Genomic DNA, 15,424 nt, shown 5'->3' on the forward strand with positions numbered 1-15,424 from the left:
TCGGACGTGACAGGACGTCAGTAAATCATGACGGGCAGATCGACTTGCAGCGTTTGTAACGCGATAAAACAACGTCAGGCGCCATCGCTAAAACCGGCCCTCTGGCTCCGAATTCCAAGGCAAAACGCAGCCTTGTTTATTCCGCCACAGCCATCCTTCCATCAAGCTACGAATCCTTGCGCCATTGCCTACAACTACGCCAGAATCCGCCCCCTTGTGTGCCTTGACCATGGGTTCTATTGTTTTCCTGCCACTGCCCATCAGTGGTCGGGTTTAGTAGCTCGGTTAGTCATCTACGGTTGCATGAGTGTCATCCAGTCAGGCGTTTGCCTGCACTTGATGGTGGCTGTGCGCAAGGCGCCTTCGGGCGCGCCGGGTTTGGTGACTTTACCGGTCTACTAACTTGCGCACAGCTGCCTCCTTTCGTTTAGTAGCGAGATGGTGGCGGCCCTACTATAGGAAAGTCCCAATGTTCAAACCTACTCCGAACCCTCCAGAGACAGGCCACGCCAAATCCAAAGCAAAAAAGCACGACGAAGCCACCAATCGCGCTTTGGATTACTACCTGCTACCAAAACCGGAAAAGTCCGAAGATGCGTCCCAACCGGGTCAGCTCTTCACCGTCGCCAAAAACGCCGACAACGAATCCCTCCTCGCCAACCTCAGCGAAACCCTGGCGGCAGCCGATGCGATGGTCAGCAACCTGGCTTTCGATCTGGAAGGCCAGCGTCGTCACATCCTCCTCGGCATTCAACAGTTGATTGAATTGAGTTCACTGCTGGCGAATCGGGTGTTGGATAACGTTGATCCGCGATAGCAGGTAAATATCCTTCCCAAAAGCAAACCCGACATCTTGTGTGTCGGGTTCGCTCTATTAATGTTCCAGAAACACGAAAGCCCGCAGAGATTTCGCTCAAGCGGGCCTCGGAAGGTAGGCACGAGAGTCACCCCTCATGCGTTGGGATAAGTATTGTTGCGGGACAATCACTAGGTCAGTCAAATTTGATGAATGCCCGTGATCTTGCAGATCTTTGCGCGACGCGTACATTTCCGAGCATAAAAAAACGGGCCTGCATTCCCACGCAGCCCCGTTTTTTCACCACCTGATCAGCTCAAAACGCCGGCAAAACCGCGCCTTTATACTTCTCAAGGATAAAAGCCTTCACCTCCGGCGTATGCAGCGCCGCAACCAGCTTCTTCATCGCCTCGCTGTCCTTGTCGTCCGGACGGGCCACCAAGATGTTCACATAAGGCGAGTCGTTACCTTCGATCACCAGCGCATCCTTGGAAGGATCAAGCTTGGCTTCCAACGCATAGTTGGTATTGATCAGCGCCAAATCCACCTGAGTCAGCACCCGCGGAATGGTCGCCGCTTCCAGCTCGCGGAATTTCAGATCCTTCGGATTTCCGGTGATGTCCTTGGTCGTCGACAGGATGTTGTCCGAATCCTTCAACTTGATCACCCCAGCCTTAGCCAGCAGCAACAGCGCACGGCCGCCGTTGGTGGCGTCGTTCGGGATCACTACGTTGGCGCCGCCCGGCAGTTCTGTCAGTGCCTTGTACTTGCTGGAATATGCGCCCAGGGGCTCCAGGTGCACGCCGGCCACGCTCACCAGGTTCGTGCCCTTGGCCTTGTTGAACTCATCCAGGTACGGCTGGTGCTGGAAGAAGTTGGCGTCCAGGCGCTTTTCGGCGACTTGTACGTTCGGCTGGATGTAGTCGGTGAAGACTTTGACCTTGAGGTCCACGCCTTCTTTGGCCAATGCCGGTTTGACGAATTCGAGGATTTCCGCGTGGGGGACCGGGGTGGCAGCGACAGTCAGTGTCTCGGCGTGGGCGGAAAACGCGGCGGCGGCAGCGAAGGCAACCAGTAGTTTTTTCATTCAGCTAACTCCTTGTGGGGCGCCTGCTCTTGGCGCCTGCCAGCGAATGGCCGGCTCATGGTTTATTGGCCGCGAGGCCTTATTTTCTAGAGAAATGCACAACCAGTTTGTCGCCTACGGTCTGCAGGACCTGGACCAGCACCAGCAGCAACACCACCGTGACCACCATCACATCGGTCTGGAAACGCTGGTAACCGAAGCGGATCGCCAGGTCGCCCAAACCACCGGCGCCGACCACACCGGCCATGGCCGTGTAGGACACCAGCGTAATCGCTGTCACCGTAATCGCTGCAAAAATGCCTGGGCGGGCTTCCGGCAGCAAGGCGTTGACGATGATTTGCCGCGTCGTTGCGCCCATGGCCTGGGTCGCTTCGATGATGCCGCGGTCGACTTCGCGCAGGGCGGTTTCCACCAGGCGGGCGAAGAACGGTGTGGCGCCGACCACCAGCGGTGGAATCGCGCCGGCCACGCCCAGGGAGGTGCCGGTGATCAACACCGTGAACGGGATCATCACGATCAACAGGATGATGAACGGCAGCGAACGCAGGATGTTGACGATCAGCGACAGCAGCGCATAAACGCCGCGGGCTTCGAGCAATTGGCGCGGGCTGCACAGGAACAGCAGCACCCCCAGGGGCAGGCCGAGCAGCACGGTGAACAGCAGCGAACCGAACAGCATCAGGAAGGTGTCGCCAGTGGCCAGCCAGATTTCCAGCCAGTCGATGTTGGAGAAAAACGAATTCAGCAGTTCCATTAGCGCAGCACCTCCATGTGGACATCGGCCGCGGTGAAGCGGGCGAACGCCGCCTCCATGTCACCGCCGGTGATGGCGAGGGTCAGTTGCCCGTAGGGGGTGTCTTTGATGCGGTCGATGCGGCCGGCCAGGATGCTGTAGTCCACGCCGGTTTCCCGGGCGACGGTGCCGAGCAGTGGCGCGTAGGTCGCGTCGCCCTGGAACGTCAGACGCACGATGCGCCCTGGGACGTGAGCGAAGTCGTCGCGCTGTTCGCTTTCGTCGATCTGCTCGTCTTCCTGGACGAAACGCTTGGTGGTCGGGTGCTTCGGATGCAGGAACACCTGGGCCACTGGGCCTTGCTCGACGATCACGCCAGCGTCCATCACGGCCACTTGGTCGCAAACGCGGCGGATCACGTCCATTTCATGGGTGATCAGCACGATGGTCAGCTTCAGCTCGCGGTTGATCTCCGCCAGCAGTTGCAGCACCGAGGCGGTGGTCTGCGGGTCGAGGGCGCTGGTGGCCTCGTCGCACAGCAGGATCTTGGGTTTGGTCGCCAGGGCGCGGGCGATGCCGACGCGTTGCTTCTGGCCGCCGGACAGTTGCGCCGGGTATTTGCGAGCGTGGTCGGACAGCCCTACCCGCGCCAGCAGTTCGGCGACGCGGCGGTCGATTTCGCTGCGGGACAACTCGCCGGCCAGCGTCAGCGGCAGCGCGACGTTGTCGGCCACGGTTTTGGACGCCAGCAGGTTGAAGTGCTGGAAAATCATCCCGACTTGCTGGCGGAAGCGGCGCAAGCCACCGGCGTCCAGGGCGGTGACTTCTTCGCCGTCGACGATGATCTTGCCGCCCGTGGAGTCTTCCAGGCGATTGATCAGGCGCAGCAGGGTACTTTTTCCTGCACCGGAATGGCCAATCAGGCCGAAGACCTGACCGTTCTCGATTGTCAGACTGGTCGGATGCAGGGCGGGGATATCCCTACCGGCAACCCGGTAGGTTTTATGGACGTTTTGAAACTCGATCACGTAGCGAACCTTGTGGGGCGCGTTGGAAAAGGATCAGCGGTTAGCCGGGCGCGCATTTTAGCCTGTCCGTATAGAGGTTCTTAGCATTTATTTGAGATTGAACCAGCGATTTGGCAATAAGGCGATCAAAGGACATAAAAAAGGAACACAGCGAAACGGTATCGGTCACTCATTAAGCAACTCAAAACATGCCCAGGTACCGTGCCTGGTGCATCGAACTCACGGGTCCTGGCCACGGCGGGGATCGCAACGAGGAGTCATGCCTGATGAGCACTCACAAACCTGCCGGCCCCAGCCAATTGGCGGGGACCGATACCCTGGATCGCAGCAATACCAACGACAAGCTCGAAAGCCTGGAGCAGTTTCGTTCCGACGCCACCGAGCAGGCGTTGCGCACCAACCAGGGCGTGAAGATCGCCGACAACCAGAACACCTTGCGCGCCGGCCCCCGCGGCCCCTCGCTGCTGGAAGACTTCATCATGCGTGAGAAAATCACGCATTTTGACCACGAGCGCATCCCGGAGCGCATCGTCCATGCCCGCGGGACCGGGGCCCATGGCTACTTCCAGGCCTATGAATCACATGCGGCCCTGACCAAGGCCGGTTTCCTACAGGACCCAAGCAAGAAAACCCCGGTCTTCGTGCGCTTTTCCACCGTGCAAGGTCCACGAGGCTCCGGTGACACCGTGCGGGACGTGCGCGGCTTTGCGGTGAAGTTTTTCACTGACGAAGGCAACTTCGACTTGGTGGGCAACAACATGCCGGTATTTTTCATCCAGGACGCGGTGAAATTTCCAGACTTTGTCCACGCGGTAAAACCCGAGCCCCATAACGAAATTCCTACAGGCGGCTCTGCCCACGACACGTTCTGGGATTTTGTCTCGCTGGTGCCGGAATCAGCTCATATGGTGATCTGGGCGATGTCCGACCGGGCCATTCCAAAAAGCCTACGCACCATGCAGGGCTTTGGCGTGCACACCTTTCGCATGATCAACGCTGAAGGCCGTAGCAGTTTCGTCAAGTTTCACTGGCGACCCAAGGCCGGCACCTGTTCTTTGGTGTGGGACGAAGCCCAGAAGCTCGCGGGCAAGGACACCGACTTCCATCGCCGCGACCTGTGGGAATCCATCGAGATGGGCGATTACCCGGAATGGGAGTTCGGCGTGCAAATCGTTGCCGAGGAAGACGAGCACAAGTTCGACTTCGACCTGCTCGACCCGACCAAGATCATCCCTGAAGAACTCGTACCCATCACTCCTTTGGGCAAGATGGTGCTGAACCGCAACCCGGATAATTTCTTCGCTGAAGTCGAGCAAATCGCCTTCTGCCCTGGGCACATCGTGCCAGGCATCGACTTTTCCAACGATCCGCTGCTGCAAGGCCGGCTGTTTTCCTACACCGATACGCAGATCAGCCGACTTGGCGGGCCGAATTTTCATGAGCTGCCGATCAACCGGGCGATTACGCCGGTGCACAACGGCCAGCGCGATGCCATGCACCGCACCACCATCGACAAGGGGCGTGCGTCCTACGAGCCAAACTCCATCGACGGTGGATGGCCGAAGGAAACCCCGCCCGGCCCGCAGGATGGTGGTTTCGAAAGTTATCCAGAGCGTATCGACGCCTACAAGATCCGCCAGCGCAGTGATTCGTTCGGCGATCACTTTTCCCAGGCTCGGCTGTTCTACAAGAGCATGAGCCCTCATGAGCAGGAGCACATCATCGCCGCCTACAGCTTCGAACTGGGCAAGGTGGAGCGGGAGTTCATCCGGGCGCGGCAGGTCAATGAGATCCTTGCCAACATCGACCTGGAATTGGCCGGGCGGGTCGCCAAGAACCTCGGTTTGCCGGCGCCCACCGCTGGTACGGTCGATGTTCCGCAGCCTTCGCTGGAACAATCCCCCGCCCTGAGCCAGGCGAACCTGCTTTCCGGCGACATCAAGACGCGCAAAGTGGCGGTGTTGGTGGCTAACGGTGTCGATGGGGCGATCATCGATACGCTCAAACAGGCTCTGGAGGCTGAGGGCGCCCACGCCAAAGTGCTGGGGCCGACTTCGGCGCCGGTTACTACGGCCGATGGGCAGACGCTGGCGGTGGATGCGTCCATGGAAGGCATGCCGTCGATTGCCTTTGACGCGGTGTTCGTGCCCGGTGGCGCGGAGTCGATCAAGGCCTTGAGTCGCGACGGTGTGGCGTTGCATTACGTGCTGGAGGCCTACAAGCATCTGAAAGCCATTGGCCTTCATGGTGAGGCCCGGCAGTTGTTGGTGGAATTGAAGCTGGAGGTGGATGCGGGGTTGATCGAAGACGCGGATGCGAGCGGTTTTTCGCGATTTTTTGCGGCGACTGCTCAGCATCGGGTTTGGGCGCGGGAGCCCAAGGCGAAGGCGGTTCCGGCCTGATGAGGGCCTGAAGGGGTTTGTTGCAGGACAGGGCGCTTTCGCGAGCAAGCCCGCTCTCACACAAGGTTTGCGAACAACCTTGTGGGAGCGGGCTTGCTCCGGGCTGCGTTCCTACGGAGCTTTTAGGGCTTGCGCGGAGTCAGCACCATCTGCGCTGGCACACTGCGCAAAATCTGTTTCCGCAACTTCAGATCAAACCCCGGATCAAGCTTCTTGACTCGCTTGTCCAGTAACGTCGCCAGCCAAGGGTAATCATCGGTACGCGGCGCCTGGATGCTGACGTCGCACTGATAATTCACCACATCGGCGGCGATGGCATCCAGTTGCCGACGCATTTGCTGAATATCGGCTATGTTGAGCGCAACGGTGGTGCTCGGTGCGCTCGGGTCGATCACCTTGGCAACCGGCTTGGCTTCGGCGGCCTTGAGGTCGGCCTCGGCTTTTTCCAGGTCGGCCTTGCGGGCTTCGGCAATGGCGCTGTTGAACTCGCCGGTCAGCGCCGGAGCCTTGGGCATCAAGGCTCGGGCTCGGCTAAGAGCGGTGGCGGCAGCGTTGACATCGCCTTTTTGCAGGTCGATCTGGCTGCGGCGCAGATACGCCTCGGCCAATTGCCGCTGGTAAGGTTCCAGCGTCGGGTCTTCGGGCGACTGGGCTTGCAAGGCGGCCAACTGGCCTTCAGCGGTGGCCAGCTCATTGCTGGCCAGGCTTTGCTCGAGCTGCGCGATGGCCGGGCCCCGCGGATCGGGAGCCTGGGTGACCGGCGGAGTACTCTGGCACGCGCCCAGCAGTAGGGAAAATGCGACAAGGAGCAGATAACGGGAGGCGAACGGCTTCATTCCTGCGACTCTCTATTTGCGCAAAAAGCGAGCAAGTCTACACCCCTCGACGGGGCAGGACAAAACTCAGCAGAAACAACGCCGCGGCGCTGACCACGATCGAGGGGCCGGCCGGGGTGTCCTTGAACCAGGAAAGGGCCAGGCCACCACAGACCGCGAGCATGCCCAGCAGGCTCGCGCCCAGGGCCATTTGCTCGGGCGAGCGGGCGTGACGCTGTGCCGCAGCCGCCGGGATGATCAGCAATGAAGTAATCAGCAACACACCGACGATTTTCATCGCCACTGCAATGACCACGGCGATCAACAGCATCAGCGCCAAGCGCAGGCTGACCACCGGCAGACCCTCGACCCGCGCCAGTTCTTCATGGACAGTGACCGCCAGCAATGGACGCCACAGCGCCACCAGCAACAGCAATACCGCCGCACTGCCGCCCAGGATCCAGGCGAGATCCGCAGGGCTGATTGCCAGCAGATCGCCGAACAGATAGGCCATCAGGTCGATCCGCACGTCACGCATGAAGCTCAGCACCACCAGCCCGAGGGACAAGGTGCTTGGTGCGAGGATCCCCAGCAGCGTGTCGGACGCCAGCGGCTGGCGCTGTTGCAGGGTGACCAGCACCACCGCCAGCAACAGGCAGCCAACGGTCACCGCGATGGCCGGGCTGAAATCCAGCAGAAACCCCAGGGCCACCCCCAGTAGTGCCGCATGGGACAAGGTGTCGCCGAAATAGGCCATGCGTCGCCAGACCACGAACGAACCCAGCGGACCGGCGACCAGGGCGAGGGCCAAGCCTGCGAGCAGGGCGTACAACAGAAAATCAGCCATGCTTGCAGCCGTCTCCATGAACATGATTGGAAGCAGAAGGGGCACTGACCACCGAACCATGCAGGTCATGGGCGTGGTCATGGTGGTGGTGATAAATCGCCAGGCTTTGTGCGTTCTTTCCGAACAACTCGACGAAGGCCGGATCGCCGCTGACTTGCTCGGGATGCCCGGAGCAGCAGACGTGGCGGTTGAGGCAGACCACTTGGTCGGTGGTGCTCATCACCAAGTGCAAATCGTGGGAGACCATCAGCACGCCGCAGCCGTGGCGGTCGCGCAGGCGCGTGATCAGGCTGTACAGCTCGGCCTGGCCCGCTACGTCGACGCCTTGCACTGGCTCGTCGAGCACCAACAATTCAGGCTCGCGCAGCAGGGCGCGGGCCAGCAATACCCGTTGCATCTCGCCACCGGAGACACTTTGCACCGGGCTGTCGATCACCTGTTCGGCGCCGACCTCCTTCAGCGCCGCCAAGGCCCGCTCGCGATCGACGCCCGGCACCAGGCGCAGAAAGCGCAGCACCGACAGCGGCAACGTCGGATCGACGTGGAGTTTTTGCGGCATGTAGCCGACGCGCAACCTGGGCTTGCGCCAGACGCTGCCGCTGTCGGGCTTGAGCAAGCCCAATACGGCGCGTACCAGGGTGGTCTTGCCGGCGCCGTTGGGTCCGATCAAGGTCACGATCTGCCCCGGCTCGACGCTCAGGTGAATGTTGTCCAGCACGTTCTGCCCGGCGAACGTCACGGCCACCTGCTCGAGGCGGATCAGTGCGTTGCTCATCAGGCCCCCTGGCAGCCGGAGCAGAGGCCGACGACTTCGACGGTCTGGGTGTCGACGACGAAGCCGACTTCCTTGGCGCTCGCGACGATGGCATCGCTGATGGATTTCTGTTCCAGCTCGATGGCGGCGTGGCATTCGCGGCAAATCAGGAACTGGCCTTGGTGGGCGTGCTCCGGATGGTTGCAGCCGACGAAGGCGTTGAGCGACGAAATGCGATGCACCAGGCCGTTTTCCAGGAGGAAATCCAGCGCCCGATAGACGGTTGGCGGCGCGGCGCGGCGGCCGTCCTGCTCGCTGAGCACCGCGAGAATGTCGTAGGCGCCCAGTGGCTTGTGGCTTTGCCAGACCAATTCCAGCACGCGCCGACGCAGGGCGGTCAGGCGCAACCCTTGGCGCGCGCAGATGGCGTCGGCCTCGGACAGCGCGCTGTGCACGCAGTGGGAGTGATCGTGGGGACGACTGGCAAGGGGAGTAATGGGCATGGGCAGCGACGAGATTAGTGAGAGACGTTATTATGTTACCCGTTCTCGTCTCTTCGAGTGGTCATCGTGTCCCGATTTTTTTCGCTGTTTGTCGCTTTTGTCGCAAGTTTCCTACTGATTGGCTCGGCCCAGGCCGACGTCAAGGTGCTCACCAGCATCAAGCCGTTGCAATTGATTGCCGCCGCTGTGCAGGACGGCGTGGCCGTCCCGCAAGTGTTGCTGCCCCCAGGAGCTTCGCCGCACCACTACGCATTGCGGCCCTCCGATGTACGCAAGGTGCAGTCGGTGGACCTGTTGTACTGGATCGGGCCCGACATGGAGGGATTCCTGCCGCGCGTGTTGAACGGTCGTACGCTGCCGTCGGTCGCCGTGCAAGAGCTGCCGGGGCTCAAGTTGCGTCACTTCGCCCAGGACAGCGCTTCCCACGAGGATCATGACGATGATGGGGGCGATGATCACGATCACGACCATCGTCCCGGCACCGTGGACGCCCACCTGTGGCTGTCCCCGCACAATGCGCGGGTGATCGCCGCCAGGATGGCAGCTGACCTGAGCGCCGCGGATCCGGCGAACGCGGCCCGCTATCAAAGCAACCTCAAGGGCTTCAACCAGCGTCTCGATGCCTTGGACGCACGCATCAAGGCCCGCCTGGCCGGGGTCGCGGGCAAACCGTATTTCGTGTTCCACGAGGCGTTCGACTATTTCGAAGACAACTACGGCCTCAAGCACGCCGGGGTGTTCGCCGTGGCTGCCGAAGTCCAGCCCGGTGCCCAGCATGTGGCGGCAATGCGCATGCGCTTGCAGGCGGTGGGCAAGACCTGCGTCTTCAGCGAACCGCCGCTGCGCCCGCGCCTGGCCGAAACCCTGGTGGCCGGGTTGCCGGTGAAACTGGCGGAGCTGGATGCGCTAGGCGGCTACACCCCGGCGACGGCGCAGGGGTATGAGCAGTTGTTGGAGAAGTTGGGGAATGATCTGGCGGGGTGCCTGGAGTCGCTATAGCGCTGCCAAGCGCAAACCCTGTGGCGAGGGGATTTATCCCCGTTGGGCTGCGCAGCAGCCCCCCTGCTTTCTATCTGACGGACTCGCGGCGGCAGCTATTTTTTGGGGCCGCTTCGCGCCCCAGCGGGGATAAATCCCCTCGGCACAACATCATTCGGCGAAAGCCTTCTATTGATACTTAAAGGGCAAAAGGCAACACCGTGTGAACCGTCTGCCGCTGCGCCAGACGCTGCTGAAATTCCATCGGATCGTGAATCAACACATCCTGCCCGGCAAACGATTCGGCAGCAATCAACCGCGACAGCCAGAACCGTACGCACGCCACGCGCAGCATGGTCGGCCACAGTTGTGCCTCAGCGGCGGTAAACGGCCGCAGTGCCGCGTACGCACCCAGCAACGCCCGCGCCCGGGCGCCATCGAGCACGCCGTCGTCATCCGAGCACCAGTCATTCAAGGCGATGGCGACGTCATACAGCATCGGCCCGGAGCAGGCGTTGTAAAAGTCGATCAGCCCGGTCAGGTGCGTGCCTTCGAACATCGCATTGTCGCGGAACAGGTCGGCATGAATGTTGGCCCTGGGTAGCGCCAGGATGCCTACCTTCTTCGACGAGATTTCTTCCAGCGCTGCTTCCAGCAACTGACGCGGCTCGGTATCGAGGTGCGACAGCAGTTTGCCGCCCTCCTCTTGCATCCAGTCCAGGCCGCGATCGGTCTTGCGCTTGATCATATTGTCGCGGGTCGCCAGGTGCAGATGCGCCAGCAATTCGCCGACTTGGGCGCAGTGCTGGGCGTTGGCCTGCTTGATGTGCTTGCCGGCCAGGCGCGGTTGCAGCAGCGCCGGCTTGCCCGCCAGCTCACGCAGCGCGACGCCGTCGGTGGTGCGCAAGGCGTAAGGCACCGGCAAGTCGGCATTGTGCAGCACGTCCAGCAACTCAATGAAGAACGGCATTTCCTGCACCGGGCCACGCTCGACCAAGGTCAGGACGAACTCGCCCCGCTCCAGGCTGATAAAGAAATTGGTGTTTTCGCTGCCGGCGGCGATCCCCTGGAAATCAAGCAGGCGGCCAAGCCCATAAGGGGCGAGAAAGGTTTCCAGCTCGGGCCGAGCCAGGGGGGTGAACACAGACATGGTCAAAAACTGCTCAGTTCGGGCGCCGTGATTGACGCGGCGCCTATTAAAATTAAGAAACTACTTCCACTCAAAGATTTTCCACGAAGGGATCAGCATATCCGGCTCGTCCGAACGGATGAAGTTTGCATCGGTGCCGTCGGCACGCACCAGAAAATAAGGCTTGCCGATCTTGGGCGTGACCTTGATCGCATACAAAAAGCCGTTTTGCCGATATTCCTGGATCGTGTTATCGCCTTCGGTGCGGATGGTGACATCCGGGTCCGCCGAGGGCGCGTCGTCCGCCGCCATGACGGCCAACGGGGTGAATGCAAACAAGCCAGCCAGTAACAGGCGATTTAGTGTACGCATGATAACCTTGTCCCTTTGTCGTCAACGGTCCCGCTATTCTAGCCCCGGACCCGCCGAAAAGGTTGATCCTGCTCATGAGCCAAGCTCCCCTCGTCCTGGTGGACGGTTCTTCTTACCTGTACCGCGCCTTTCACGCGCTGCCACCGCTGACCACGTCCAAAGGCCTGCCGACCGGTGCGGTCAAGGGCGTGTTGAACATGCTCAAAAGCCTGCGCAAGCAGTATCCGGACAGTCCTTTCGCCGTGGTTTTCGACGCCAAGGGTGGGACGTTTCGCGATGCGCTGTACGCCGAATACAAGGCCAACCGCCCAAGCATGCCGGACGACATGCGCGTGCAGATCGAGCCGCTGCACGCCAGCGTCAAGGCCCTGGGTTTCCCGCTGCTGTGCGTGGACAACGTCGAAGCCGATGACGTGATCGGCACGCTGGCCCGCAGCAGCGCCGCGGCGGACCGTCCGGTGGTGATCTCCACCGGCGACAAGGACATGGCGCAGTTGGTCGACGGGCACATTACCTTGGTCAACACCATGACCGGTAGCTCGCTGGATGTGGCTGGCGTGAAGGAGAAGTTTGGCGTCGCTCCGGAGCAGATCATCGATTACCTGGCGTTGATGGGCGATTCGTCCGACAACATCCCGGGCGTCCCAGGCATTGGACCGAAGACCGCTTCCGGCCTGCTGGTGGGCGTCAACGGTGGCCTGACCGAGCTGTACGCGCAACTGGACATCGTCGCCACCTTGCCGATCCGTGGCGCCAAGACGCTGGCCGCCAAGCTCGAAGAGCACAAGGAGATGGCGTTCCTGTCGTACGAGCTGGCGACCATCAAGACCGATGTGCCGCTGGATGTCGGACTCGACGATCTGCAAATGGGCACGCCGGACCACGAGAAACTGGCCGAGCTGTATACACTGCTGGAATTCAAGAGCTGGTTCGAAGAAAACCAGCGGGACGCCAAGCGTGCCGGCCAGGAAATCGTCGACGTTACCGAAGAACAGCCCGGCGCTCCCGAGGCCAAGTACGAGGTGATCCTCGACCAGGCGCGCTTCGACGCGTGGCTGGCCAAACTGGACAAGGCGCCGCTGTTTGCCTTCGTCACCGAAACCAACGGCGGCGATGCCCAGCAATCGCAACTTGTGGGCCTTTCGTTCGCCGTGGCCCCTTTCGAGGCGGCCTACATCCCGCTGACCCATTCCTACATGGGCGTGCCGGAGCAACTGGATCGCGACACGGTACTCATGGCCCTCAAGCCCTTGCTGGAAAACCCGGACAAGCTCAAGGTCGGTCAGCACGCCAAGTTCGAAACCAACATATTGGCCAACTGCGCCATTGGTGGCGACCAGAACAACGGCATTCTGGTCCAGGGCATCGCCTTCGACACCATGCTCGAATCCTACGTACTGGATTCCACCGCGACCCGCCACGACATGGACAGCCTGGCGCTCAAGTACCTGGGCCACAGCAAGACCGATTTCCAGGATATTGCGGGCAAAGGGGTCAAACAACTGAGTTTCGATCAGATCTCCCTGGAGCTGGCCGGGCCTTATGCCGCAGAAGACGCCGACGTGACGTTCCGCCTGCACCTGGCCTTGCAGGAAAAGCTTGCCGCCACACCGAGCCTGGGCACGGTGCTCAACGAAATCGAAATGCCATTGATGCCGGTCCTGGCGCGTATCGAGCGTCAAGGTGCGCTGGTCGATGCCAACCTGCTGGGCGTGCAAAGTGTCGAGTTGGGCGAAAAACTGGTAGCCCTGGAGCGTGAGGCGTTTGCCATTGCCGGCGAAGAATTCAACCTCGGCTCGCCGAAGCAATTGGGCGTGATCCTGTACGAAAAGCTCGGCTTGCCGGTGCTCAGCAAAACCGCCAAGGGCCAGGCATCCACCGCCGAAGCGGTGCTCGCCGAACTGGCAGAGCAGGATTACCCGCTGCCCAAGGTATTGATGCAGTACCGCTCGTTGAGCAAGCTCAAGAGCACCTACACCGATCGCCTGCCGGAACAGATCAACAGCCGCACCGGCCGCGTCCATACCAATTACCAGCAAGCCGTCGCTGCGACCGGGCGCCTGTCGTCCATCGACCCGAACCTGCAGAACATTCCGATTCGCACGGCCGAAGGCCGACGCATCCGCCAGGCCTTCGTCGCGCCGAAAGGCTACAAGCTGCTGGCGGCGGACTACTCGCAAATCGAGTTGCGGATCATGGCGCACCTGGCCAAGGACGAAGGGCTGCTGCATGCCTTCCGCAACGACCTGGATGTGCACCGCGCCACGGCGGCCGAGGTGTTCGGCGTTGATCTGGACGCCGTAACCAACGACCAGCGCCGCAGCGCCAAGGCGATCAACTTCGGCCTGATATACGGCATGAGCGCCTTCGGCCTTGCCAAGCAGATCGGCGTCGATCGCAAGCAGTCGCAGGCATACATCGACCGTTACTTCGCCCGTTATCCCGGTGTGCTGGAATACATGGAGCGCACCCGCGCCCAGGCGGCCGAGCAAGGTTTCGTCGAAACCATTTTCGGTCGCCGGTTGTACCTGCCGGATATCAACGCGAAAAACCCGGCCCTACGCAAGGGCGCCGAGCGCACCGCCATCAACGCACCGATGCAAGGCACAGCGGCCGACATCATCAAGAAAGCCATGGTTGCCGTGGACCGCTGGCTGACCACGTCAGGGCTGGACGCAAAAGTCATCCTGCAGGTTCATGACGAACTGGTGCTGGAAGTGCGTGAAGATCTGGTCGAACAGGTGAGTGGCGAAATCCGCCAGCTTATGGGCGCGGCCGCCACGCTGGACGTCCCGCTGCTGGTGGAAGTGGGCGTGGGTAATAACTGGGACGAGGCGCATTGAGTCTTGCCGGAGAATCGAGCGGACTCTGCGGCGAGGGGATATATTCCCTCGCCACATCAATCACCGCGAATTCGCGAGCGGCCTCATTAGTCCGGAAAATTCCTACAGTTATTTCCAAAAATAATCTGAACTAAACCCGTGAATTACTACTCAGAGATTCTGAATGGCTGGTGAAGCCCTTCAATGCTCCTATGTTGTGTTAAGTGTTGGCAGATATCTGGACCCCGCCCTAGCGGTCCGGAACTTGGACCCCGAACTTCCCCCTCCCCATACGAAGTCCGGGGTTTTTTTTGCCTGGGATTTGGCTATTCAGCCGCCTCGCTGCCCTTGTCTGCCAGTTCCATCCAGTCGGCCAATACTGTGTAGGCCTCTTCCAGCCCCATGCGCTTGGGGGCCGAGAACAGCTGGATGGTAATCGTGTCACCCCAACCCTTGCGGATCTCCGACTGCACTTTGAGCAGGGTATTTTTCGCTGCGCCGTAGGTGAGCTTGTCGGCCTTGGTCAGCAGGATATGCATCGGCATGCCGCTGGCGACCGCCCAATCAAGCATCAAAAGGTCGAAGTCAGTCATCGGATGGCGGATATCCATCATCAGGATCAGACCCTTCAAACTCTCGCGGCTGCCCAGGTAGGCTTCCAGGTGGCGCTGCCAGTGTTGCTTGAGCGGGATCGGCACCTTGGCATAACCGTAGCCCGGCAGGTCGACCAAACGCCGTTCATCGTCTAGCTTGAAGAAGTTCAAGAGCTGCGTGCGACCTGGCGTTTTCGAGGTACGCGCCAGGCTTGCATGGGTCAATGTGTTGAGCGCGCTGGATTTACCGGCGTTGGAACGACCGGCAAAGGCCACTTCGAAACCTTCGTCGTCAGGGCATTGATCGACTTTGGCAGCGCTGAGCATGAAGGTGGACTGTTGGCACAGGCCAAGGATGGGGTTCTTCAGTTGCATGGGATTTCCGATGTGGGCGGCGTCGGGAATGGACGCGGCAAGCTGTGTCGTTTCCGTTTCAGTGACGCCAGTATATAATGCCGCAGATTTTGTGTGCGCTTTGTCCCAGCGTAGGATGAAGCTCACGGGAGCGACCGACCGAAATTGCGCATTAGAACGCAGCTCGTTCCCAACCCTGAAAAGGTCGTTT

14 protein-coding genes are annotated in these 15,424 nt (G+C 60.7%); 4 read left to right on the forward strand and 10 right to left on the reverse strand.

All coding sequences use genetic code 11. The features are described 5' to 3' along the window. Positions 1-469 precede the first annotated feature (469 nt). Complete coding sequence (locus JZ00_RS22255; protein WP_039593473.1) at positions 470-817, forward strand: DUF6124 family protein; 348 nt, start codon at positions 470-472, stop codon at positions 815-817. A 295-nt stretch (positions 818-1,112) separates the two neighbouring features. Here the strand turns inward: JZ00_RS22255 and JZ00_RS22260 are convergent, their stop codons facing one another. The 3 genes from JZ00_RS22260 to JZ00_RS22270 form a co-directional block, all read right to left on the reverse strand. Beyond that, positions 1,113-1,883 (reverse strand): MetQ/NlpA family ABC transporter substrate-binding protein, encoded by a 771-nt coding sequence (locus JZ00_RS22260; RefSeq protein WP_039593472.1) that lies wholly within the window; start codon positions 1,881-1,883, stop codon positions 1,113-1,115. A 79-nt stretch (positions 1,884-1,962) separates the two neighbouring features. After that, positions 1,963-2,637 (reverse strand): methionine ABC transporter permease, encoded by a 675-nt coding sequence (locus tag JZ00_RS22265; protein ID WP_014335809.1) that lies wholly within the window; start codon positions 2,635-2,637, stop codon positions 1,963-1,965. After that, complete coding sequence (locus JZ00_RS22270) at positions 2,637-3,644, reverse strand: methionine ABC transporter ATP-binding protein (RefSeq protein ID WP_039593471.1); 1,008 nt, start codon at positions 3,642-3,644, stop codon at positions 2,637-2,639. Before JZ00_RS22270 ends, JZ00_RS22265 begins: the two co-directional genes overlap by 1 nt. Positions 3,645-3,910: 266 nt before the next feature. On the opposite strand from JZ00_RS22270, the gene katE reads away from it, so the two are divergent. Continuing rightward, positions 3,911-6,046 (forward strand): catalase HPII, encoded by a 2,136-nt coding sequence (katE, locus tag JZ00_RS22275; protein ID WP_039593470.1) that lies wholly within the window; start codon positions 3,911-3,913, stop codon positions 6,044-6,046. Positions 6,047-6,168: 122 nt separating this feature from the next. Here katE and JZ00_RS22280 read toward each other — a convergent pair whose 3' ends face one another. Genes JZ00_RS22280 through zur form a run of 4 tightly spaced genes read right to left on the reverse strand, consistent with a single transcriptional unit; the run spans position 6,169 to position 8,965 of the window. Further along, positions 6,169-6,882 carry a PA5502 family lipoprotein gene (locus JZ00_RS22280; protein WP_039593469.1) on the reverse strand — a complete coding sequence of 238 codons (714 nt, stop codon included), beginning with the start codon at positions 6,880-6,882 and terminating at the stop codon, positions 6,169-6,171. A 37-nt stretch (positions 6,883-6,919) separates the two neighbouring features. After that, positions 6,920-7,708: a zinc ABC transporter permease subunit ZnuB gene (gene znuB, locus JZ00_RS22285; RefSeq protein WP_039593468.1), complete on the reverse strand. Its 789-nt coding sequence runs from the start codon at positions 7,706-7,708 to the stop codon at positions 6,920-6,922. Further along, the gene (znuC, locus tag JZ00_RS22290; protein WP_039593467.1) at positions 7,701-8,483 is read right to left on the reverse strand and encodes a zinc ABC transporter ATP-binding protein ZnuC; all 783 of its coding nucleotides are present in this window, start codon (positions 8,481-8,483) and stop codon (positions 7,701-7,703) included. Before znuC ends, znuB begins: the two co-directional genes overlap by 8 nt. Continuing rightward, positions 8,483-8,965: a zinc uptake transcriptional repressor Zur gene (gene zur, locus JZ00_RS22295; protein WP_039593466.1), complete on the reverse strand. Its 483-nt coding sequence runs from the start codon at positions 8,963-8,965 to the stop codon at positions 8,483-8,485. Before zur ends, znuC begins: the two co-directional genes overlap by 1 nt. A gap of 66 nt (positions 8,966-9,031) precedes the next feature. On the opposite strand from zur, the gene znuA reads away from it, so the two are divergent. Continuing rightward, a complete protein-coding gene (znuA, locus tag JZ00_RS22300) occupies positions 9,032-9,964 on the forward strand; it encodes a zinc ABC transporter substrate-binding protein ZnuA (protein ID WP_039593465.1) in 933 nt (310 codons plus the stop codon). Between the two features lie 178 nt (positions 9,965-10,142). Here znuA and JZ00_RS22305 read toward each other — a convergent pair whose 3' ends face one another. Next, on the reverse strand, positions 10,143-11,093 hold the full coding sequence (locus JZ00_RS22305) for a homoserine kinase (protein WP_039593464.1): 951 nt from the start codon (positions 11,091-11,093) through the stop codon (positions 10,143-10,145). 60 nt (positions 11,094-11,153) lie between these two features. Continuing rightward, positions 11,154-11,444, reverse strand: coding sequence for a DUF2782 domain-containing protein (locus JZ00_RS22310; protein ID WP_039593463.1), 291 nt, complete (start codon positions 11,442-11,444; stop codon positions 11,154-11,156). 74 nt (positions 11,445-11,518) lie between these two features. On the opposite strand from JZ00_RS22310, the gene polA reads away from it, so the two are divergent. Beyond that, positions 11,519-14,287, forward strand: a complete 2,769-nt coding sequence (polA, locus tag JZ00_RS22315) for a DNA polymerase I (protein ID WP_039593462.1) — start codon at positions 11,519-11,521, stop codon at positions 14,285-14,287. Between the two features lie 305 nt (positions 14,288-14,592). On the opposite strand, the gene yihA is transcribed toward polA, so the two are convergent. Then, the gene (gene yihA / locus JZ00_RS22320) at positions 14,593-15,234 is read right to left on the reverse strand and encodes a ribosome biogenesis GTP-binding protein YihA/YsxC (RefSeq protein WP_025211089.1); all 642 of its coding nucleotides are present in this window, start codon (positions 15,232-15,234) and stop codon (positions 14,593-14,595) included. Positions 15,235-15,424: the final 190 nt, after the last annotated feature.

The organism is Pseudomonas frederiksbergensis (assembly GCF_000802155.2).
Lineage (GTDB): Bacteria > Pseudomonadota > Gammaproteobacteria > Pseudomonadales > Pseudomonadaceae > Aquipseudomonas > Aquipseudomonas frederiksbergensis_A.